We start from the raw sequence: 20,595 nt of genomic DNA, 5'->3' as shown, positions 1-20,595 counted from the left end.
CGGCGTTCCAGGATAGTAAAGCGGATCATTCCGCAACATCTGGCCGCTAAGCGGCGGGCTTGTCCTCTTCCATCGGCGCCTGCCGTTTAGGCGGAATGAAAAAATCCTTGGGGCTTTTCCTGAAACGCATGAAGACCGCCTTGGCCAGCGCCAGGCCATGGCGGAAGCGTACCTGGCGCGCACGCAACGCCACGAACAGCGCCAGCGAAAAGCTGACCCAGAGGTTGACCGTCCCGATCGCCAGCACGCCGATGACGGAAACCACAGCGGTTTGCCAGCTCATGTGGTTATCGAGGCCGGCCAGGGCGGTGGCGAAATTGGTCGCCGAAAACGTGATGTGGCGGATGTCGATAGGCAGGCCCAGCATGAAACCGATGGTGCCGATAGTGCCGAGCAGGATGCCGAAATAGAAATTCCCCATCAGGCCGCCCAGGTTGCGCTCCAGGTATTCGCCGAAGCGGGCCAGCCGCGGCTGGCCCAGCAGCCTGCGCAGCCAGTGCGCGCGCGCCACCCGTAGCGCCATGTGGGTGTAGAGCGCCTTGTTATCGTAGTAGCCCGAGATCAGGCCGGCCAGGAACAGGCAGACGCCGGCGATCGCTGCGTGGAACAGCGCCAGGCTGGCAAACGGGTCGATATCGTGCAGCAGGTGCGCCGCCTTGTCAGGCGTCACCAGGTGATGGCCGGACAGCGCCTGGTAGCCGAGCGCGATCAGATAAGCCACCGGGAAAGCCAGCAGCAGGTTGCCGGCGACCGCAATGAATTGCGTGCGGATCACCTTGACGATCAGTTCGACCAGGCTGTCGAGGTCGATATTGCGGCCGTCGCGGCTTTGCAGGCCGGAAGCGATGCGCGACGCGGTCATCGCCGGCTGCTTGGTAGCGACCGTGAAATGCAGGACATGGATCAGCATGAAACCGAGCGAATAGTTCATGCTGAATAAAAACGCTTCCACCAGCGGCGCGGCGCGCAGGTAGGAGGCCAGGATCTTCAGCAGCGACATGAAGCCGATGACCAGGCCGGCGCCGGAGGCAGAGCGGAACATCGCGGCGTATTCGGAGCGATCCTCGGCGACGTAGTGTTCGCCGGTGCGGCTGGCGTTTTCGGTGACGTTGCGCGCCAGCAGGTTGATGTTGTCGGCGAACAGTTCGCGCACCGCGTATTTGCGGTTATGGCCCTCGACCAGTTCCTGGCCAAGCGCCAGCGCCTGGCTGCGCCGGGCGAGTTGCCGGGCTTCGGCCGCGCCGGGATCGGATGCCGCGTCGGCCTGTCCATCCTCGGCCGGGCCGGCATCGACCAGGCTCAGCAGCTTGCGCAGGCGCGCGGTGCTTTGCTCCAGCCGCACCAGCAGGTAGGTGAGGGAGACGCTGCTGCCCATGCGCAAGGCGTTCTTGCGGATCTTGAGGACGATGGTTTCGCACTGGTCCAGCATCACCGACAGGTGGCGGGCGTCTTCCAGCGGCGGTAATTCGCTCGGATCGAGGGCCGAGTCGGCGGCAGCCAGGCGGCGGCGATAGCTGTTCAGGTACAGGTGCAGCTCGACGTTCTGCATCAGGAACGGCGATTCGAACTCGTCGATGCTGGGATAGAGCCGCAGCAGCGCCGGCTCCAGGCCCATGGCGCTGATGCGGTAGGACAGGGTCTGGATCGCTTCCAGCAGTTCGCCCACGGTCTTATGGCGGTCGACGGCGTCGCTGGCGGCGTTGTTGTCGGCGTCGGTATACGGCGCGGCCTGGCTCAGCAGGTCGAACAGGCTCAGCCAGTCTGCCGCGGGCACGGCGTTGATCCACAGGTAATCGGTTTCAACCGGCAGCAGGCGGTCGAGGCAATCGCGCAGATAGTTTTCATCCAGCGCCGGCGGCAAGATGCGGAACGACAGGCGCTGGAACAGTTCGGTAAAAAAACCGGCGTTGGGCAGGATGCCGGTGTCGGTGTACAGGCTGATCTGGCGCCGCGTCGAAAACAGCCGCAGGATATAGTGGCGCAGGGCGCCGGCCTGGGCCGGCTCGCCATGCAGCAGTTGCACCAGCACCCGCACGTTCTCGGCCGCTTCCTGTCCAAGCTCCGGCCTGGTGGGGCGCAAGGTCTTGATCAAGGCCACCAGATGGTCGATATTGTCGGAGTTGGGATCGGCGGCGATGAGTTTTAGTGTTGATAGCATGCAAAGTTTTATAAAATGCGAAGTCGATAGTGTACGGTCAGTTTATCGAAATCAGTTGTTAATGAATGTTATGTTTTTGGTTTGCCATAGAAAGAGCCCATGATATTTTTGAAAACCCCAGCCTTGGGCAAACTGTTTGCCAGCCTGTTCCTGATGGTTCTGCTGGCGGCTTGCCAGGGCATGCCGCCGGCGCCGAGCGCTGCCGACGCTGCCCAGGCCGATCATTTGCTGGTGCTGATAGACCAGCGCCTTGCGGTCGCTCCGATGGTCGCCAAGGCGAAATGGAATTCGGGCGGCGCCGTCAACGATCCGCCGCGCGAACAATTGATACTCGATGCCGTCGTAGCCCAGGCCAAAGGGCTGGATCCGGTTTTTGCCCGGCGTTTTTTCCAGGCCCAGTTCGACGCCAGCAAAGCCATGCAGCTCGGGCTGCATGCGCAGTGGCGCCAGCAAGGCCGGGGCCGTTTCGACGATGCGCCGGACCTGGGGCGCGATGTGCGGCCGGTGCTGGACAAATTGACGCCTGAGCTGATCGCCGAGCTGGAAAAGATCCGGCCCTTGCTGGCGCAGCCGGGCATGCCGGCCTATATCGAAATGCGTTCAGCGGTCCTGGTGCGCGGCGACCTGGACGGCGAGCCGCGCCGGGTCGCATTGACGGGCTGGCTGCGGAACTAGCCGCGCGCGGACTTCATGGCCGTACCCTGTTGTGCCTGGTCGCATGGCGCATGTGCCGTTTGTAGTTGGGGCCAGGCTGGCCAAATGCTTCCAGCCCGCGCTGATAGCCGTAGTGCCATTGTGCTTCCACATGCTCCTGGTAAATTTCATGGCGAGCCGGCATCAGCAGGCGCAGGCGATTCTTCGGCCAGGACAGTTTCTGCTGCATGCCGCGCTTGCGGAATACGCTTTCCACATCCGACGCATCGATCCAGACATCGGCATGCTGGCTGTGGACGTGGCGCAGGCGCTGGTTGCCATCGACTCCCAGCACCGCGCGCCAGGCCGGGATCGCCAGCGCCTGGCTGAACGGCGCCTTCAGTTCCATCACCACCCGCTGCGCCAGCCGTTTTGCCAGTTCGATGGGAAACAGGTCGACCACGCCGCCGGTATAGTGCCCGGCCTGGTGCGTGTGGCAGGGAAAATAAAACATGTCGGCAATCGAAATCCGCACGGCGTCGCCGATCGGCATCTGGACGTCGGTCAGCAATTGCGGCGCGATGGCGTTGTCGCCCCACATCGGATCGCTCATGGGCGAGGCCATGCCGTCCAGCAGCGCCGCCGTACGCGGATCGCAAAACACGGTTTCGGCAAACAGCTTGCGGCCGGCCCTGCGCTGCCCGACCTGGTCTTTGGAAAACAGCATCTTGCCGCCGACGATGGCGACCGCGGGCGGGGCTTCCGCTTGCGCCTGCAGCGGCGGCAGCGGCAGTTGCGGCGGGATATCGAAAAAATAATCGCTGAACAGGTCCGGGATGACGGCGGCGCGCCTGGCCGTCAGGCGCCGTTTGACAGCGTGCAGGAAAGAACGGCCGATGGCGGCCTTGGGCGTCGACTGCAAGCCGCACAGGAAGCGGTACATCGCCGGCGAGCTGATCCACGCCTTGCGCTGCGCATCGTCCGGCAGCGCCCGGATCACGGCGGCAGCGATCGAGCCGCCGCAGCTGGCCAGCAGCAGGTCAGGCTTGTTGCCGGTGTCGACTGCCGCGGCATACATGCCAAGGTAGTAGCCGAAGCGGAAGCCGCCGCCCGCCATCACCATGCAGCATTGATATTTTTCGGTTCGGGTCATGGGCTCGAATGATGCATCAATAGCCGCTTGCATATCAAGCATCTTGTTGCCGGAGGGAGTGCCGTCCGACAGGCTGCTAGCAATGGGCCCAGAACCACCTGGTCTGCAGTTCGTCGCGCTCGCGCCGCATGCGGTCGCGTATGTACGGCGGCTGCCAGCGGTGCGCCATGTAACCCAGCCATTCGATGCGCCGTCCGAGCGCCGGACAATCGACGCCGGCGTCGGTGGTGATGGAGCTCACCGGCGGTTCGATCACGGCGGCGGGCGGCGCGGCCTGGGCCAGCTGTGGCGGCGGCGCCGGCTGGCGCAGTGTGCGTTCAATCGTGGCGCGGTCGACGCCGGGAACGACGGCGTTGTCGGTGATTTGTAAAGATCTGGATTTGCTTCCTTGCGGACAGCCCTTGTCGGTATAGACGATCTTGCCGTCGATGTTGCATTTGGCGATGGCGCCGGCATTGTCGGCCAAGGGAGGGCTGGCCGGCGCCGGCGGCAGGGTATCGCTGGCTGCCGGCGGCGCCGCTGTTGCCGCTGCAGATGCAGCAAATGCCGCAGGATTCTCTGTCGGCGCCACGGCGCCGGCTGTTTTTACCGGGCTCTCAAGGTTCTTGACGCTGTTGCTGCCGGACGAGTGGTCGATTGCATACAGCACGCCGCTGGCAAGCGCGATGGCCAGCAAGAATGCGGCGAAAATCCGGATGGTCGAATGCATAGGCTGATTAAGGTTTTTTATATCAGCCGCCATGGCTGGTTTGCAGTACGCGCATGGCGGCTCGGGAGGCTCGGCTCAGGGCTGCAGCTGGCCGCGGATTTCGCCGCCGGGATTGGTGGCGCTGTGGACATTGATATACAGGTTGCCCGCCATGTAGCTGGCGTATTGGGCGTCGGTGAACTTGGTGCCGTCCGGCACCGACCACATGTTGTCTCCGGTCTTGGTCAGGCCGACCATGACGGGGCCGTTCTTGCCCAGCGCGCCTTCATGGATGTGCGCCACTTTTCCTTGTATGCCCCTGGTGGTGACGCTGCCGCTGACCGATTTGTCGGCCTTGACCACGATGGTGCCGGCGCCGCTTGCGCTCGAGTCGTTAGGCGGGACTTCGTGCGCGCTGTCCAGGGTAACTTCGCTGGTGTGGGTGGTATCGGCCGGCATGGTCGAGCATGCCGCAAGCAGCAATGCCAGTGCAACAGAAGCGAACAGCGATGGCCTCAGGTTTTTTAACTGGGTAGTCATGTGTTTTCCTTTGTGCTGTTTATAGGGGGAAAGCAAGCAATAGTGTAGTCCGCTTTCTTTCTTGCGGATTTTTTTATGTATCCGCTTGACCCTGTAGTAACTACAAGGTTTTAAATGAGGCCATTCAACCACAAAGGAGAGCAAAGTGCGTTTTTTCAAAAACCTGCTTGGCCTTGGCCACCATGGCGACGGACACAATTCGCCATATCGGCAGGGCGGCAAGCACGGGTATCGTGGCGGCATCCAGCAAAATGCCTGGGGCGCGGCTGCGCCCGGCCGAGGCAATTGCCCGAACTGCAATGCAGGCAATGTCGCCGGTGCGCGTTTTTGCCAGCAATGCGGCAATTCCCTGCAGGCGGCGAGTTGCAGCGGTTGTGGTGTCGCCAAGGCCGCCGGCGCAAAATTCTGCGGCAATTGCGGAACGCCGCAATAAGGCGCTACATTACCTCTACGCAACCTAAGGACCCCTCATGAGCGCAGGCCATTCCCACGCCTTACCCACCAGCCAGAACGAAAAATATATCTGGACCGCATTAGGACTGACTTCGACCTTCCTGGTAGTCGAAGTGATCGGCGGCCTGGTCACCGGCAGCCTGGCGCTGATCTCGGACGCGGCGCACATGCTGACGGACACCATGGCGCTGGCGATTGCCTTGGCGGCAATCCGCATCGCCAGGAAGGCGCCAGACGCCAAGCGCACCTTTGGCTACCATCGTTTCGAGATCCTGGCGGCGGCGTTCAACGCGGTCTTGCTGTTCCTGGTGGCGATGTACATCTTGTACGAGGCTTACCAGCGCTTCCGCAGCCCCGCTGAAATCGAGTCGACCGGGATGCTGGTGATCGCCGTCTTCGGGCTGCTCGTGAACCTGGTCAGCATGCGGCTCCTGAGCAGCGGCAAAGACGCCAGCCTGAACGTCAAAGGCGCCTACCTGGAAGTCTGGAGCGACATGCTGGGTTCGCTGGGCGTGATCCTCGGGGCGCTCGTCATCCGTTATACCGGCTGGGAGTGGGTCGATTCGCTGATTGCAGTGTTGATCGGATTCTGGGTCTTGCCGCGTACCTGGATCTTGCTGAAGGAAAGCGTCAACATCCTGCTGGAAGGAGTGCCGGAAGGCATGGACATCGAGCAGGTGCAAGCCGCGCTGCGCGCGGTGCCGGGAGTGGTGAGCGTGCATGACTTCCACCTGTGGGCGGTCACCAGCGGCAAGGCCAGCCTGACCGCGCACGTGGTGTACGACCCCGCTTATCCGGCGGAACAATTGCTGCCGCTGCTGAAGGAGGTCCTGGCGTCGCAGTTTGCGGTGTACCACACCACGCTGCAGTTCGAGCTCAGCCCCTGCGCCCATACCGAGGACGGCTGCAACTACAGCGCGCCAGAGGAGAGGCATGTGCATGCCTGAAGCGGCATCGGCGTAAACCGTACGGATGCATGCTGCATGCTTCCGTTTTCATTTCCGGGCTGCCAATCGGCAGTCCCCGGGCAGTTGCCGAACAGGTCGCGGCCGAACCGGTCCGCAAGCGCTTTTTACTGAGCGATCTCGACCCGGTTCTTGCCGCCGCGCTTGGCGCGGTACAGTGCCTGGTCGGCCGCTTCCACCAGTTTTTCCTGGGAGCTGCCGCGCTGCGGCACCATGCTGGCGCCGCCGACGCTGACCGTGACCCTGGCGTCGTTGCTGGAGGATGCGTGGGCGATGCCCTGCGCATGCACCGCGGCCTGCAGCTTGTCGGCCTGGACCTCCATGTGCTCGCGCGACATGGATGGCAGCACCAGCACAAACTCTTCACCGCCGATGCGGGCCGCGAGATCGGTCGGCCGCCTGGCAAAATAGCCGATGCTTTCCGCCACCTGCTTGAGCGCGGTGTCGCCGGCCAGGTGGCCGTAGGTATCGTTATACAGCTTGAAATCGTCGACATCGATCATCAGCAGCGACAGCGAACTTTGCTCGCGTTCGGCGCGCTTCCATTCGGCGCTGAAATATTCGTCGAAATAACGGCGGTTGGCGAGCCCGGTCAGGCCGTCCGAGTTGGTCAGGCGCTGCAGTTCCAGGTTGGTTTCCAGCAGCTGCTGCTGGCTTTGGCGCAGCGCGCGATAGGCTTCGTCGCGCTGCAGCAGGTTGACGTAAGAGCGCGAATGGTAGCGGATCCGCGCTACCAGCTCGATGGTGTCGGGCAGCTTGACCAGGTAGTCGTTGGCGCCGGCGGTAAACGCGGCGCTCTTGACCGCCGGATCTTCCCGGGTCGACAGCACGATGATCGGCACGTTGCGGGTGGCCGGGTTGGCGCGGTACTGGCGCACCAGGGTCAGGCCGTCGATGCCGGGCATCACAAGGTCCTGCAGGATGACCGTGGGGCGGGTTTTCTGGGCGGCTTCGATCGCCTCGTCGGGATGGGCGCAGTAGTGGAAATCGATGTTGACCTGGTTCGCCAGCGCGCGCCTGACCGCTTCGCCCACCATGGCCTGGTCGTCGACCAGCAGCACCATGACCGGATAGTCGTCTGGCGGCTGATCGATGTCGAGATTGAGTTCTTTTGGCATGACTTACTCCGTATCTGTGCTGATTGTAGCTATCGTTTGCTTATGATGCCGGCCAGCTTGCCGGCGATCTGGTTCACCGGCAGGATGGCGTCGGCCGCATCGAGCAGGGCGGCCGCTTTCGGCATGCCGTACACGGCGCTGGATTGGCGGTCCTGGGCGATCGTGTAATACCCTTTGTCGCGCATGGCTTTCAGGCCCAGGGCGCCGTCGCGCCCCATGCCGGTGAGCAGGATGCCGATCGCCTTGCCGGCCCATAATTCGACGATGCTCTGGAAAAAAACGTCAATCGACGGCCGGTAGGGATAGCCGCTGGGCTGTTCTGTATATCCCAGCTGGAACGGCCGCGTCAGGCGCAGATGGTCGTCGGTCCCGGCCAGCAAGACCTGGCCCGGCGCCGGGCTGTCTCCGGCCAGCGCCAGCCGTACCGGCAGCTTCGACTGGCTGCTGAGCCATTCGGCCATGCCGGACGCGAACTGGGCATCCACGTGCTGTACCACCACCAGGGCCGCCGGAAAATCCGCCGGCAGCTGCGACAGCAAGGTCGCCAGCGCAGCCGGGCCGCCGGCGGAAGCGCCGATGGCGACCAGGTATTTCGAATCGGGAGCCGGCAGCGACGACTTCCTGCCGCCGGCCGCAATGGCGGTTGCGGCGGCCGAAGCTGCCGCCGGCGCGCCCTGTTCAGGCAGCGACTGGCGCTGGTTGAGCAGTTTTTCGATGGAGTCGATCTTGGCCAGCAAGCTGTTGACGTCGTTGCGCGGATAACCGCTCAGGGTGCTCGGGGTATCGATTGCATCGAGCGCGCCGTAGGCCATCGCATCGTAGACCGCCGAGACATTGGCGCCGACGTCGCCGGTGACGATCAGGATCGCGCACGGCGTATGCGCCATGATATGGCGGGTGGCGGCGACGCCATCGAGCACCGGCATCATCAGGTCCATCAGGATCAGGTCCGGCACCTGCCAGGCGCACAGCTCGATGGCGCGCTGGCCATCCTCGGCAATCCAGATGATTTCATGGTCCTGGCGCTGGACCAGCGTGCGGCGCAGCGCTTCCACTGCAATTGGCGCATCGTTGACGATACCGATCTTCATGAATGCGCCTCGCCGATCAGGTCTTCCACTGCCTGCAGCAGGGTCTCGTCATGGAAACTGGCTTTGGCCAGGTAGTAGTCGGCGCCGGCTTCGAGCCCGCGCTGACGGTCTTCCTGGCGGTCTTTGTAAGATACGATCATGACTGGAATGGCTTTCAGCTGCAGGTTTTTCTTGATCAAGGTGACCAGTTCGATGCCGTCCATGCGCGGCATGTCGATGTCGGTCACCACCAGGTCGAACGGCTCGCTGCGCAAGGCGTTCCAGCCGTCCATGCCGTCCACCGCGACGCGCACCGTATAACCGCGGCTGCTCAGCAGCTTGCGCTCCAGTTCGCGCACGGTGAGCGAATCGTCCACCACCAGCACCCGTTTGCTGGTCCGCACTTGTTGCTGGCTGCTGTTGTTTTCAATCTTGCTGAGCTGGCCTTGGGCGATCAGTTTCTCGACTGAATTGAGCATGTCGGCGACGTCCAGTATCAGCACCGGTGCGCCGTCTTCCATCAGCGCCGCCGCCGCGACATCCTTGATCTTGCCCAGGCGCGCGTCCAGCGGCTGCACCACCAGCATGTGCTCGCCCAGCAAGCGGTCGACCTGCAGGCCGTAGGTCTGCACCTGGTCGCCTATGACGACCAGGGTGATGCGGTCGCCGCCCGGGGCCGCATCGCCGCTCTGCAGGATCTGGCTGGCGGCGACCAGGCCGATCTGGCGGTCTTCAAATGCGAAGTGCTGGCGGCCTTCCAGCGATTCGATCTGGCTGCGCTCCAATATCATGGTGCGGTTGACGTAGGCCAGCGGAAAGGCGTAGGGTTCGCCGCCTATGCTGACCAGCAGGCTGCGCACCAGCGACAGCGTCAGCGGCAGTTGCAGCTGGAAGCGCATGCCGTGGCCGGCTTCGCTGAAAATCTGGATGGTGCCGCGCATGCGCTTGAGCATGTTGTGGACCACATCCAGGCCGACCCCGCGCCCGGAAATTTCAGTCACCGTGTCGCGCATGCTGAAGCCCGGCAGCAGCAGGAAATGCAGCAGTTCGGTATCGCTCAGGCGGCTTGCGGTGGCATGGTCCACCAGCCCGCGCCGCACCACGGCGGCGCGCAGCTGCTCCAGGTCGACGCCGTTGCCGTCATCGCTGATGGTGATCTGCAGCAGGCCGGCGTGGTGGCGCGCGGTCAGCGTGATCAAGCCTTCTTCGTCCTTGCCGGCGGCGCGGCGCTGCGGCGGCGCTTCGATGCCGTGGTCCAGCGCATTGCGCAACAGGTGCACCAGCGGCGCATCCAGCTGCTCCAGGATGTCGCGGTCAACCTGGGTTGCCTGGCCGTTGATTTCCAGCTTGACCTGTTTGCCCAAGGTGCGTCCGAGGTCGCGCACCATGCGGTCGTAGCCGACCACGCGGTCGGCGAACGGCCGCATGCGGCTGGCCAGCGCCTGGTCGTACAGACGTTGCGCGCGGCTGCTGTTGCGCCGTTCGAACAGCTCCAGCTCGGCCAGGCGCTCCGCCAGCATTTTCTGGCTGGCGTCGATATGCTGCCGGACCTCCTGCAGCGCCATGAGGTGGTCGCCCGCGAGATTGTCCTCGCGCAGCGAGTCGTGCAGGACTTCCAGCGATTGCGCGGTGTTTTGCTGCAGTCGTTTCAGGCGCAGCAGGGATTCGTTGAAAGCCGGCAGCCAGCGCGATTCGACCAGCGATTCGCCCGACAGGCTGACCAACTGGTTCAGGTGCGCGGCGGTGACGCGCAGCATGCGGTCGCCCTGGTCCTGGTTCTTGATCTTGTCCAGGTGCTTGCCGGGTGCGGCTTCATCGGCTGTCGCCATTGCCTCATCCGCTTCCGTTGCGGCAAGCGCAATCGCCGCTTCCGGCTCGCGGGCGCGGTCATCGGCTTGCTGCAAGCTGTTTTCCAGGCCGCGCAGGAAAGTTTCGATTTCCTTGCGGCCGCTGCCGGCCTGCCACAGTTCCAGGTCTTCGGCGCTGGCGGCGATCCGCTGCAGCAGGTCGACGCCATGCAGCAGCTGGTCGATACGGCGCGGCCCGAGCTGGATTTTGCCCTGCTGCGCCGAGACAAAACAGTCTTCCATGACATGGGTAACGTCTACCCCGGCCTGGATGCCGACGATGCGCGCCGCGCCTTTGATCGAATGGGCGGCGCGCATGCAGGCTTCCAGCTGTTGCGGCGAGGGCGCGCGTTCAATCGCCAGCAAGCCGCTGCTCATGACTTGCGCCTGGGTGTCTACTTCCAGGCGGAACAGGTCGAGCATGGAGGCGTCGCGCATATCGTCGGCGTTCATGCCAGGCTCCGATCCAGCGTGTGGAACAGCAGTTCCTGGTCCAGCAAGCCGACGCTATGCCCGTTCCATTGGATCACGGCATGGGTGAAGTGGCCGGCGGCGCGCGTCAGCGTGGTCGGCACCGGCTGCCAGGCGGAAGCGGCGACACGCAAGGTGCCATGCACTTCATCTGCGGTGAAGGCGGTGGTCTGGCCGTTGTGCCTGACGATCAGCATGCGCCGCAGCAGTTCCTGGCGCGCTGTGGCTTGGCTGTCGTTGCTGATGCCGAGCATCGCCGCCAGCGACACGCAAGTCACCAGCGCCCCGCGGATATTGCTGATGCCGAGCACGACGGCGTTTTGCCGGTGCGGCAAACGGTGCACGGTGCGCAGCTCGGTGATCTCTTCCAGCAGCGCGGTCGGCAGCGCCAGCCATTCTTCGCCGATGCGGAACAGCAGCAAGGACTGCAGGCCGGCTGTGTTTTCCGCCGGCTGCTCGGCTTGCTCGCGCCAGCCGTCGCCGATGTCGTCGATCTGCAAACGGTCGAGCAGCTCGGCTGCAGCGCGTGCATGCACCGGGCAGTTGCGGCAATCGATGTGCAGCGCCAGGCGCTCGCACGAGGAATCGCCGCGCACGCCGATGCGGTTCCAGCAGTCGTCGATCAGCGCGCTGTCGATTTGATAATCAAGTGGTGTGCTCATGATTGCCACATCATACGACTAACCGGCAGGCTGGAATAGCCGGTCCGGGAGTGATGGGCGGGTGCCGTGGTCAAGTGCATGTCAAGGCGGATTGTTTTCTGCCGAACGCCGCGCGCGCTGTTGCAGGAGCCTGGCGCCGGCGGCGTCGCCCTGGGTTTGCAGCAGGGCTGCCAGGTGCGTCATGGCGCCGGCATGGGCTGGTTCCAGGTACAAGGCTTTGCGATAGCAGTCCGCCGCGGCTTGCTTGCGGTCGCCAGCGTCGTGGATCAGGCCCATCAGGTAGTATGCGGCGGCCGATGCGCCATGATGCTGGATCAGCTGTTCGCACAGGCTGGCGGCTTCGTCCAGTTTGCCCTGGTCGGCCAGCAGCTGCACCTGTGCCAGGGTGGCCTGCGGCAGCGGTGGCGAATCGGCCGCGGACCTGGCCTTGGAAGGCGCGGTGCGTATGGCAGCCGATCTTGGCGCAGGACGCGCCGGCGGCTGCGGTGCGAAGACAGCGGCCGGCGCCGGTTTGGCCGCATCCTGCCTGGGCGCGCCCTGGCGGAAGGCGAAGGCCATCGGCGCCTTGATCGGCGTCAGCGCATGCTGCATCATCAAGGCGCTTTCGGCCGGACCGACAAACAGCAAGCCCTCAGGCGCCAGCCGCTGGGTCAGGATGGTGACAGCCTGGTGCTGGGTGGCGCGGTCGAAATAGATCAGCAGGTTGCGGCAAAAGATGATGTCGTAAGGCGCTTCGCCATACAGCAAGCCGGGCGCAAACAGGTTGCCCTGGATGAAGCATACCTGCTGGCGCACCGTTTCCGACAACGCATAACCCTGTTCATTGAGGGCAAAATAGTGATCGCGGAACGCGAGAAAATCGCCGCGGAACGAATTCTTGCCGTATACCGCCTGGCGCGCAATGGCCAGCGATTGCGGGCTGATGTCGATGGCGTCAATGCGGAAATGCTGCGGCGGCATGCCAATGTCCAGCAATGCCATTGCAATCGAGTACGGCTCTTCGCCGGTAGAGCAGGGCAGGCTCAGGATGCGCAAAGGCAGACTGGCGCTGACCAGCCGCTGCGGCAGCAGCTGCACCATTTCATTGAACGCTTCGCGATTGCGGAAGAACCAGGTTTCCGGGACGATGACCGATTCGATCAGGTGCAGCTGTTCCTGCTCCGACATCTGCAGCAGCAGCCAGTAGGCGTCAAGGTCGTCGAGGCCGCTTTTGTCGCGCCGTTCGTGCACGGCGCGCTCAAGCATGGGGCGGCCGATGGACTGGACATCCAGCCCCATCGTACGCTTCAGCATGGCTTCGAATTTTTCCAGCGGCATTATTGCTCCGCGGCCGGAAACAGTTGCGCCCGTACTTCAGGCGGCAGCAGGTCTTGCACCCGGACCGACTGGATCAGTCCGCGCGCATCGTCGGTAACCGGCCCCAGGTAAGGCGCGTCGCTGTGATCGAGGCCGCTGCCGCGGAACTCGGACGGCTCGCGGCGCATGATTTCGCTGGATTTTTCCAGCACCAGTCCCAGCAGGCGGCTGTCCGGGCCCGGGGCCGGATAGTGCACCAGCACGATGCGGGTGCTCAGGCGGCGCTGGGCAGGGCGGCCCAGCGCCAGCTGGCTGAGGTCGATCACCGGCACCGACTGGCCCTGGTAGGTGAACACGCCGGCCACCCAGGGTGCGGTCGCCGGTATCTGTTTCAGGCTGACCAGCGACAGCACTACCGCGACCTGGCTGGTGTCGAGCGCGTAATGGTCCTGGCCGATTTTGAACAATAAGAAAAGCATGGGGGGCAACTCCGCGGCTGCCTCAGCCGAGCTTCAGCTTGAAGCGCGAGACGCCGTTGCGCAGGCCGTTGGCGGTCAGCGTCAGTTCATCGATCGCCTGGCTCGACTGGCGCAGCGATTCCACGCTTTGCTGGGCGGCTTCGCTCAGCTGGGTCAGCGCCTGGCTGATCTGTTCGGCGCCGATGGCTTGCGCCTGCACCCCTTCATTGACCGACTGGAAGCGCGGCGTCAGGGCCTGCACCTGCTGGATGATCTGCGACAGCTGGGTGCCGACGTTCTGCACGTCGGCGATGCCGCGCCGTACCTCTTCGGAAAATTTATCCATGCCCATGACGCCGGCCGATACCGCGGACTGGATCTCTTTCACCATCTGTTCGATGTCGTAGGTGGCCACCGCGGTCTGGTCGGCCAGGCGACGGATTTCGGTCGCCACCACGGAAAATCCGCGGCCGTATTCGCCGGCTTTTTCCGCTTCGATGGCGGCGTTCAGCGATAGCAGGTTGGTTTGCCCGGCGACCTTGGTGATGGTGGTCACGACCTGGTTGATGTTGCTGGCCTTTTCGTTGAGGATGGCCAGCTTGGCATTGACCGAACCGGCTGCATCCATCACGTGGTGCATGGTGTCTTCCATCTGGGTCAGGCCGGCCTGGCCGGTGCCGACCAGCCGCGCCGCTTCCTCCGCCCCGGACGACACTTCGTTCATGGTGTTCACCAGCTCGCGCGAAGTGGAATAGATCTCGCGCGACGTGGCGCCGATCTCGGTGGTGGTGGCCGCGGTTTCGTTGGCGGTGGCCTGCTGCTGCTTGGCGGTGGCGGCGATTTCGACCACCGACGTGGTGACCTGCACCGCCGATTTCTGCGCTTGCCCGACCAGTCCGGTCAGTTCGTCCGACATGCGGTTGAGGCCCGCTTCCAGCGCCTGGAATTCGTCGTGGCGGTTGAGGTTCAGGCGTTGCGAAAGGTCGCCGGAGCGGATCACTTCCAGCGCCGCGATCAGGTCCGCCATCGGCCGTGTGATGGCGCGCAGCAGGAAGAAACCGCAGATCAGGGCCGAGGCCAGGGCGATCACCAGCGCTACCAGCAACGTGCTTTTGGCGACCACTACCGCAGCTTCGATCTTGTCCACCGAGCGCACTTCGGCCTGCTGGTTGAAGTCGCGCAGCTGGGTAGCGGCGTTGCGTCCAACCTGCCAGGCTGGTTCCAGCTGTTGTATCAGCAGGGCGCGGGCTTGCGCATTCTTTTGGGAATCGTCCAGCTTCAAGACCTCGGCCATGAGCCGGTCGTATTGGACGCGGGCAGCCTTGAAGGCGTTGAAATTGATTCGGTCCTGGTTTTCGAAAATGGTCTTGTCGTAGTCTGTGACCAGCTTGTCCATTTTCTCGGCGTCGGCGTGGATGGTCGCCAGGTCTTGCTTGCGTTCATCCGGGTTGTCCAGCGCCACTACCTGCAGCATCAGCAGGTAACTCTGGAACCAGGTCGAACGGATGCCTGTGCTCAATTCCAGGCCGGGCATGGAGTCGGTCTGGAAACTGGTGGTTTCGTGTTCGATCGCCGCCAGCTTGAGATAGGTAATGCCGGCCATGAATCCCATCAACGCCAGGATCAGGCCGAAACTGACCAGCATTCTTTGCCGAATAGTCCATTGCTTCACGTGTTATCTCTCCTGTCGTTGATCGGTGGTTGGTGCGTTCTCCCGGTCCGCGGTTCGAGAATGGTTTGGAGTTGGTTAACTGACAACTGCGCCATTCTGGTGAGTTTCTAAGCGGATACAATAAACCAGTCAGATCGAAAGCGGGCGACTTTTTGGCAATGCCGGAACAGTGCCGGGCGCCGATTATTGCAGATTTTTGGATACTGATTTGTATATCATTGTGAAATCTCGAAGGTAACAATCAATAATCCCTTGTGCCGTCGTCAGCGGCGATTCCGATTGTCAAACTGCCGCCGGCAGATCCGCTCCGGTTCCGGCGCCTGGCGCTGTTGCGCACAATTCTCGTCTCCTACCCCTTCAGCTATGCAGCGGCGCTGCCGTTAATGCATAGGAGAGCAGCAAATGCTTCCCGTGCCGGCGCCTCGGCGCCGCATGTTATCGATAATTGCCAAGGCAAACGGAGACCCATTCATGAACAGATTATCTTTTACGCAGAAACTATGGCTGCCGCTGCTGGTCAGCCTGGTCGCACTATTTTCGATCTCCGTATTCAATGCTTACCAGGCGCGGCAGATCCGGCTGGAAGAGCGTAAAAGCGATTTGATCAATGTCTCCAATGTCGCCATGAACGTGATCAAGGAATACGGCGCCATGGCCGCCAGCGGCGCCCTCGGCAAGAGCGAGGCGCAGCAGCAGGCGCTGGCGCGGCTGAAGGCCATGCGCTATGGCAAGGACGGTTATTTTTCGGTCTCGACTTCGAATGAAGTGATGGTCATGCATCCGATCAAGCCGGAACTGGACGGCCGCAAGATGAGCGATTTCAAGGATCCCGAGGGCAACCTGGTGTTCGTCCTGATTTCCAAGGCCGGCAGCCAGAGCGGCGGCGGTTTCGTCGATTATGTCTGGCCGCGCGTCGGCTCCGCCGAACCGGTGCCGAAGATGTCGTTCGCGCTTGGCTACCAGCCGTGGGACTGGATCGCCACCACCGGCATCTATGTGGACGACCTGAACCTGGCTTTCATGCAGTCGCTGTACCAGGCCGGCGCCATCCTGCTGGTGGTGGCGCTGGCGCTGGTGGCGCTGGTGATCTATTCCAACCGCAGCATGCTGGCCGCGATCGGCGGCGATCCCGGCGCTGCGGCCGCTATCGCCAACCGCATCGCCGACGGCGACCTCAGCCTGGACATCGCGACCCGGCCCGGCGATACGCGCAGCCTGGTGTATGCCATGAAATGCATGCGCACATCGCTGCTGCACACGATCACCAACATCAAGAGTTCAGCCGACACCATCGCCACTGCCTCCGGCCAGATCGCCAGCGGCAACCTGGACCTGTCGAGCCGCACCGAACAGCAGGCCGGATCGCTGGAAGAAACCGCGTCGGCGATGGAACAGCTGACCTCGACCGTCAAGCAGAACGCCGACAATGCACGGCAGGCCAACCAGCTGGCGGTGACCGCTTCGCAGGTGGCGAGCAACAGCAGCGCCGTGGTGTCGCAGGTGGTGGACACCATGGGCAACATCCGCAGCTCGTCGAAGAAAATCGTCGACATCATCGGCGTCATCGACGGCATTGCGTTCCAGACCAATATCCTGGCCCTGAATGCGGCAGTGGAAGCGGCGCGCGCCGGCGAACAGGGGCGCGGTTTTGCGGTGGTCGCTTCGGAAGTGCGCAGCCTGGCGCAGCGTTCGGCCGCCGCGGCCAAGGAAATCAAGGTGCTGATCGACGATTCGGTGAGCCAGGTCGGCAGCGGCAGCAAGCTGGTCGAACAGGCCGGCGCAACCATGGGCGAGGTGGTGACCAGCGTCAAGCGGGTGACCGACATCATCGGCGAGATCGCCACCGCCAGCCAGGAACAAAGCACGGGCATCGAGCAGGTCAACCACGCGATTGCGCAAATGGACGAGGTCACCCAGCAAAACGCGGCGCTGGTGGAGCAAGCCGCCGCAGCAGCAGCGTCGCTGCAGGAACAGGCAGTCAACCTGGCGCAGATGGTGAGCGTGTTCAAGACCGGCAGCGGCCAGGTCAGCCAGGCATTCGCTGCCGAACCGTCTGCGCGGGCGCGCAACATCACGCCGCCGCAGGCGCAATTATCGTCTAGGCCCGCAGCGCGGCGAGTTGCAGCCTAGGTTCTATCTCATAGGGGAAGTATGAAAAATCTGAGTCTGAAAGCAAAACTGTGGCTGGTGCTGGCGGTCATGTGGCTGGGATTGCTGCTGCTGGCCGGCTGGTCGGCCTTGAATACCCGCGACACCATGATGAAGGAGCGCGAGGCGGGGTTGAAGAATGTGGTGGAAACCGCGGCCGGCATCGTCAAAGGTTACGCCGACGATGTCGCCGCCGGCCGGCTCAGCCTGGCGGATGCGCAAAGCCAGGCCCTGCAGCGCATCGGCACCATGCGCTATGCGCAGGACAACTACGTGTTTGTCTTCGATTCGCAGCCAGTGGTGCTGATGCACCCGACCAGCAAGGATATCGTCAACAAGAACGTCGGCGAGCGCAAGGATACCGACGGCAAGCTGTATTACGTGGAAATGGTCAAGCTGGGCAAGCAGCAACAGCAAGGCATCGTCCATTACATGGGCCGCTTGCCGGGCACCACAGACACCCGCGCCGAAAAAATCAGCCAGGTGAATTATTTCGCGCCGTGGGACTGGTTCCTGGTGTCCGGCGTGTTCGTCAATGATGTGCAGGCCGCGTTTTACGACAACCTGCTCAGGCAGCTGCTGATCATGTTTGTGATCGGCGTGACGGTGTCGGCGACCATGCTGCTGATCATCCGCAGCGTGACGCGCAGCCTGGGCGGAGAACCCAGCTATGCCGCCGCCATCGCCGCCAGGATCGCCGGCGGCGAACTGGATGTGACGGTAGTGGTCGACGGCAAGGACAAGTCGAGCCTGCTGCACGCCATGCGGCAGATGCAGCAGCAGCTGGCGGCGGCCATCACCGAAATCCGCGAGGGCACGCACAATATCGGCGCCTCGATCAAGGAAATCTCGGCCGGCAACAGCGACCTGTCGGCGCGCACCGAGCAGCAGGCGGCGTCGCTGCAGCAGACCGCGGCCAGCATGGAGCAGCTGACCGCCACCGTGCGGCAGAATGCCGACAACGCCCGCCAGGCGGGCAACCTGGCGCAGAGCGCTTCCGATATCGCCGCCAAGGGTGGCGAGGTGGTCGGACAGGTAGTGCATACCATGCAAGGCATTACCGACAGCTCCCGGCGCATCGCCGACATCATCGGTGTGATCGACGGCATTGCGTTCCAGACCAATATCCTGGCGCTGAACGCGGCGGTAGAGGCGGCCCGCGCCGGCGAACAGGGGCGCGGTTTTGCGGTGGTCGCGGCCGAGGTGCGCAACCTGGCGCAGCGCAGCGCCCAGGCAGCGAAGGAAATCAAGGAACTGATCGGCGATTCTGTCGACAAGGTGGACGGCGGCTCCGAACTGGTGGCCAGGGCTGGCCGGACCATGGATGAAATCGTGCAGGCGGTCAAGCGCGTGACCGACATCATGGCGGAAGTCACGGTGGCTTCGGAAGAACAAAGCAGCGGCATCGAACAGGTCAACCAGGCCGTGACGCAGATGGACCAGGTCACGCAGCAGAATGCCGCGCTGGTGGAGCAGGTAGCGGCAGCGGCCGGTTCGCTGGAAGGACAGGCGCAGCGCCTGCAGGATGCGGTGTCGGTATTCCATGTAGCCGAGCAACAGCGCAGCAGCGTGCCGTCGACCCCTGCCAAACGCGCAGAGCCGGTGCTGGGCGCCAGGCCGGCGCCGGTGAAACGCTCGCCGCCTCCGGTCTTGAAGACGGTCGCCGCCACCAAAACGCGCGCCGTCGCGAGCAAGCCCGCATCCGTCAAGGTGCAGCAAACGCCGTGGAAAGCGCCCGCGGTCAAGCTGGCCGCATCCAACGCGGATGACTGGGAGACGTTTTAAGGCGGTCGGCTAGATGCGGTCGGCGAGATGCGGTCGGCGAGACGCGGTCGGCCCTGAATCGGCTGGATGAAAGAATCGGCGCATGGCAGCAGTCAAGAGGTATACTCGGGAACTATCGAAGATGCCCGTTTGCGGTGACCGCAAACGGGCGATGCAGATGATGTTTTGCCAAACATCGTGATCTGCTCCCTGCCTACCTACACTGATCGAGACCAATCCATGCGCTTGAATTTCACCACCGTCGAATTGCCTTCGGCCGACCATCCTGCAGGCGCCTTATGACGGCAAGCGAACAGCCTATGATCCATTGGATCGAGGAAGACCAGCCGCGCTCAGCGCGCTGGCGCTCGGAAAACGGCAACACCGCACCGAAACGGGTCGTGATTGCCGACGACCGGATGACCGCCGACACCGCTTACCGCCTGGCTTGCGAAGGCACCGGCATGCTCTGGCGCGGCGATTTCCAGAACGCCCGCCAGTTGCTGCAAGCGCTGGCGCGGCGCGCCGAACCGAAGCCTGACAAGCGCGGCAAGCCGCGCAAGCAGCCGGTTTCGCCGGTCGACGCCTTCAACCTGCACCGCCAGGCCCAATCGCAGCGGGCGCGCACCCTGGGCATGCTGTTGCTGCCGTTCGACGCCGACTACAGCATTCCGTTGCGCCGCGCACCCGATGTGCAGCTCGCCTGCAACGAAGCGTATGGCGCGCCGGCGGAGCCGTTCGTGGCGTCGCTGCGCGAACTGCTGGGGCTGATCGGCGCTCATGAGTGGCGCAAGAAGGGCGTCGAGATTGCCGCGCTGGGTGAACGCATCCATCCGCACTACGGCGTGTATTCGCCGGTGCGCGGCGAATATATCGGGCTGGTGGCGGCGGCGCCGTTGCCGTCCGCCAAGCTGGCTTTTGATATCGGCACCGGCACCGGCGTGCTGGCGGCGTTATTGGCTAAACGCGGCGTGGAACGCGTCGTGGCCACCGACATGGACCCGCGCGCCCTGCGTTGCGCGCGCGAGAACCTGGTGCGGCTGGAGCTGGACGGCCAGGTAACGCTGTTGCAGGCTGACTTGTTTCCTGAGGGCCGGGCGCCGCTGGTGATCTGCAATCCGCCCTGGATTCCGGCGCGGCCCAGCTCGCCCATCGAACATGCGGTGTACGATCCTGAGAGCCGCATGCTGCGCGGATTCCTGGGCGGCCTGGCGCAACATCTGGAGCCGGGCGGCGAGGGCTGGCTGATCCTGTCCGACCTGGCTGAACACCTGGGCTTGCGCCCGCGCGCCGAGCTGCTGGCGGCGATCGAGGCAGCGGGCCTGAAAGTGCTGGGGAAAACCGATATCCGGCCGCAGCATCCGAAGGCCAGCGACGAAACCGATCCGTTGCACGCCGCGCGCGCCGCCGAGCTGACTTCCTTGTGGCGATTGGCGGCAGCTTGAACGGGGCGGATTGAAGAAGATTCGCTTTTTATTGCACCTTGGAAAATATTTGTT

18 protein-coding genes are annotated in these 20,595 nt (G+C 63.4%); 6 read left to right on the top strand and 12 right to left on the bottom strand.

Annotation, left to right across the window (positions count from 1 at the left end; translation table 11 throughout):
* Nucleotides 1-46 precede the first annotated feature (46 nt).
* Nucleotides 47-2,158 carry a site-specific recombinase gene (locus BM062_RS04415; RefSeq protein ID WP_092393780.1) on the bottom strand — a complete coding sequence of 704 codons (2,112 nt, stop codon included), beginning with the start codon at nucleotides 2,156-2,158 and terminating at the stop codon, nucleotides 47-49.
* Nucleotides 2,159-2,257: 99 nt separating this feature from the next.
* Here BM062_RS04415 and aroQ point away from each other — a divergent pair, with 99 nt between their 5' ends.
* Entirely contained in the window at nucleotides 2,258-2,833 is a 576-nt protein-coding gene (gene aroQ, locus BM062_RS04410; RefSeq protein ID WP_092393777.1) for a gamma subclass chorismate mutase AroQ, read from the top strand.
* A 13-nt stretch (nucleotides 2,834-2,846) separates the two neighbouring features.
* Here the strand turns inward: aroQ and BM062_RS04405 are convergent, their stop codons facing one another.
* The 4 genes from BM062_RS04405 to BM062_RS25870 all read right to left on the bottom strand — a co-directional run bounded on the left by BM062_RS04405 (nucleotide 2,847) and on the right by BM062_RS25870 (nucleotide 5,509).
* On the bottom strand, nucleotides 2,847-3,944 hold the full coding sequence (locus BM062_RS04405) for a patatin-like phospholipase family protein (protein ID WP_254784914.1): 1,098 nt from the start codon (nucleotides 3,942-3,944) through the stop codon (nucleotides 2,847-2,849).
* Between the two features lie 76 nt (nucleotides 3,945-4,020).
* The gene (locus BM062_RS04400; RefSeq protein ID WP_139219993.1) at nucleotides 4,021-4,653 is read right to left on the bottom strand and encodes a hypothetical protein; all 633 of its coding nucleotides are present in this window, start codon (nucleotides 4,651-4,653) and stop codon (nucleotides 4,021-4,023) included.
* Between the two features lie 75 nt (nucleotides 4,654-4,728).
* Nucleotides 4,729-5,172: a CHRD domain-containing protein gene (locus BM062_RS04395; RefSeq protein WP_092393768.1), complete on the bottom strand. Its 444-nt coding sequence runs from the start codon at nucleotides 5,170-5,172 to the stop codon at nucleotides 4,729-4,731.
* Between the two features lie 124 nt (nucleotides 5,173-5,296).
* Nucleotides 5,297-5,509 (bottom strand): hypothetical protein, encoded by a 213-nt coding sequence (locus BM062_RS25870; RefSeq protein WP_254784938.1) that lies wholly within the window; start codon nucleotides 5,507-5,509, stop codon nucleotides 5,297-5,299.
* On the opposite strand from BM062_RS25870, the gene BM062_RS04390 reads away from it, so the two are divergent.
* The gene (locus tag BM062_RS04390; protein ID WP_254784934.1) at nucleotides 5,414-5,605 is read left to right on the top strand and encodes a double zinc ribbon domain-containing protein; all 192 of its coding nucleotides are present in this window, start codon (nucleotides 5,414-5,416) and stop codon (nucleotides 5,603-5,605) included. The genes BM062_RS25870 and BM062_RS04390 overlap by 96 nt on opposite strands.
* A gap of 37 nt (nucleotides 5,606-5,642) precedes the next feature.
* The gene (locus BM062_RS04385) at nucleotides 5,643-6,572 is read left to right on the top strand and encodes a cation diffusion facilitator family transporter (protein WP_092393762.1); all 930 of its coding nucleotides are present in this window, start codon (nucleotides 5,643-5,645) and stop codon (nucleotides 6,570-6,572) included.
* A gap of 125 nt (nucleotides 6,573-6,697) precedes the next feature.
* Here the strand turns inward: BM062_RS04385 and BM062_RS04380 are convergent, their stop codons facing one another.
* From BM062_RS04380 to BM062_RS04350, 7 genes are all read right to left on the bottom strand, one after another.
* Complete coding sequence (locus tag BM062_RS04380) at nucleotides 6,698-7,708, bottom strand: GGDEF domain-containing response regulator (RefSeq protein WP_092393759.1); 1,011 nt, start codon at nucleotides 7,706-7,708, stop codon at nucleotides 6,698-6,700.
* A gap of 29 nt (nucleotides 7,709-7,737) precedes the next feature.
* On the bottom strand, nucleotides 7,738-8,799 hold the full coding sequence (locus BM062_RS04375; RefSeq protein WP_092393756.1) for a chemotaxis response regulator protein-glutamate methylesterase: 1,062 nt from the start codon (nucleotides 8,797-8,799) through the stop codon (nucleotides 7,738-7,740).
* Nucleotides 8,796-11,078, bottom strand: a complete 2,283-nt coding sequence (locus BM062_RS04370) for a hybrid sensor histidine kinase/response regulator (RefSeq protein WP_092393753.1) — start codon at nucleotides 11,076-11,078, stop codon at nucleotides 8,796-8,798. The genes BM062_RS04375 and BM062_RS04370 overlap by 4 nt, the downstream gene beginning before the upstream one ends.
* Nucleotides 11,075-11,758 (bottom strand): chemotaxis protein CheW, encoded by a 684-nt coding sequence (locus tag BM062_RS04365; RefSeq protein WP_092393750.1) that lies wholly within the window; start codon nucleotides 11,756-11,758, stop codon nucleotides 11,075-11,077. The genes BM062_RS04370 and BM062_RS04365 overlap by 4 nt, the downstream gene beginning before the upstream one ends.
* Nucleotides 11,759-11,839: 81 nt before the next feature.
* Nucleotides 11,840-13,075 (bottom strand): CheR family methyltransferase, encoded by a 1,236-nt coding sequence (locus BM062_RS04360; protein WP_092393747.1) that lies wholly within the window; start codon nucleotides 13,073-13,075, stop codon nucleotides 11,840-11,842.
* Nucleotides 13,075-13,533, bottom strand: coding sequence for a chemotaxis protein CheW (locus BM062_RS04355; protein WP_092393744.1), 459 nt, complete (start codon nucleotides 13,531-13,533; stop codon nucleotides 13,075-13,077). Before BM062_RS04355 ends, BM062_RS04360 begins: the two co-directional genes overlap by 1 nt.
* A 22-nt stretch (nucleotides 13,534-13,555) precedes the next feature.
* Complete coding sequence (locus BM062_RS04350) at nucleotides 13,556-15,184, bottom strand: methyl-accepting chemotaxis protein (RefSeq protein ID WP_092393741.1); 1,629 nt, start codon at nucleotides 15,182-15,184, stop codon at nucleotides 13,556-13,558.
* Nucleotides 15,185-15,655: 471 nt separating this feature from the next.
* Between BM062_RS04350 and BM062_RS04345 the strand changes: the two genes are divergently transcribed.
* The 3 genes from BM062_RS04345 to BM062_RS04335 all read left to right on the top strand — a co-directional run bounded on the left by BM062_RS04345 (nucleotide 15,656) and on the right by BM062_RS04335 (nucleotide 20,541).
* On the top strand, nucleotides 15,656-17,314 hold the full coding sequence (locus BM062_RS04345) for a methyl-accepting chemotaxis protein (protein ID WP_254784912.1): 1,659 nt from the start codon (nucleotides 15,656-15,658) through the stop codon (nucleotides 17,312-17,314).
* A gap of 21 nt (nucleotides 17,315-17,335) precedes the next feature.
* The gene (locus BM062_RS04340; RefSeq protein WP_092393735.1) at nucleotides 17,336-19,117 is read left to right on the top strand and encodes a methyl-accepting chemotaxis protein; all 1,782 of its coding nucleotides are present in this window, start codon (nucleotides 17,336-17,338) and stop codon (nucleotides 19,115-19,117) included.
* A 299-nt stretch (nucleotides 19,118-19,416) separates the two neighbouring features.
* Nucleotides 19,417-20,541 carry a methyltransferase gene (locus BM062_RS04335; RefSeq protein WP_254784910.1) on the top strand — a complete coding sequence of 375 codons (1,125 nt, stop codon included), beginning with the start codon at nucleotides 19,417-19,419 and terminating at the stop codon, nucleotides 20,539-20,541.
* Nucleotides 20,542-20,595: the final 54 nt, after the last annotated feature.

This window comes from Collimonas sp. OK412, assembly GCF_900112135.1.
Classification (GTDB): domain Bacteria; phylum Pseudomonadota; class Gammaproteobacteria; order Burkholderiales; family Burkholderiaceae_D; genus Collimonas; species Collimonas rhizosphaerae.
The sequence above is the reverse complement of the archived record's forward strand: the minus strand, read 5'-3'. Positions and strand labels throughout refer to the sequence as shown.

Bases quoted from the DNA above. Each gene is read 5' to 3' on its own strand.
- BM062_RS04365 (WP_092393750.1), bottom strand. From the start codon at position 11,758: ATGAGCACACCACTTGATTATCAAATCGACAGCGCGCTGATCGACGAC.
- BM062_RS04360 (WP_092393747.1), bottom strand. From the start codon at position 13,075: ATGCCGCTGGAAAAATTCGAAGCCATGCTGAAGCGTACGATGGGGCTG.
- BM062_RS04355 (WP_092393744.1), bottom strand. From the start codon at position 13,533: ATGCTTTTCTTATTGTTCAAAATCGGCCAGGACCATTACGCGCTCGAC.
- BM062_RS04400 (WP_139219993.1), bottom strand. From the start codon at position 4,653: ATGCATTCGACCATCCGGATTTTCGCCGCATTCTTGCTGGCCATCGCG.
- BM062_RS04395 (WP_092393768.1), bottom strand. From the start codon at position 5,172: ATGACTACCCAGTTAAAAAACCTGAGGCCATCGCTGTTCGCTTCTGTT.
- BM062_RS04335 (WP_254784910.1), top strand. From the start codon at position 19,417: ATGATCCATTGGATCGAGGAAGACCAGCCGCGCTCAGCGCGCTGGCGC.
- BM062_RS04345 (WP_254784912.1), top strand. From the start codon at position 15,656: ATGAACAGATTATCTTTTACGCAGAAACTATGGCTGCCGCTGCTGGTC.
- BM062_RS04340 (WP_092393735.1), top strand. From the start codon at position 17,336: ATGAAAAATCTGAGTCTGAAAGCAAAACTGTGGCTGGTGCTGGCGGTC.
- BM062_RS04370 (WP_092393753.1), bottom strand. From the start codon at position 11,078: ATGAACGCCGACGATATGCGCGACGCCTCCATGCTCGACCTGTTCCGC.
- BM062_RS04415 (WP_092393780.1), bottom strand. From the start codon at position 2,158: ATGCTATCAACACTAAAACTCATCGCCGCCGATCCCAACTCCGACAAT.
- BM062_RS04405 (WP_254784914.1), bottom strand. From the start codon at position 3,944: ATGACCCGAACCGAAAAATATCAATGCTGCATGGTGATGGCGGGCGGC.
- BM062_RS04375 (WP_092393756.1), bottom strand. From the start codon at position 8,799: ATGAAGATCGGTATCGTCAACGATGCGCCAATTGCAGTGGAAGCGCTG.
- aroQ (WP_092393777.1), top strand. From the start codon at position 2,258: ATGATATTTTTGAAAACCCCAGCCTTGGGCAAACTGTTTGCCAGCCTG.
- BM062_RS04385 (WP_092393762.1), top strand. From the start codon at position 5,643: ATGAGCGCAGGCCATTCCCACGCCTTACCCACCAGCCAGAACGAAAAA.
- BM062_RS04380 (WP_092393759.1), bottom strand. From the start codon at position 7,708: ATGCCAAAAGAACTCAATCTCGACATCGATCAGCCGCCAGACGACTAT.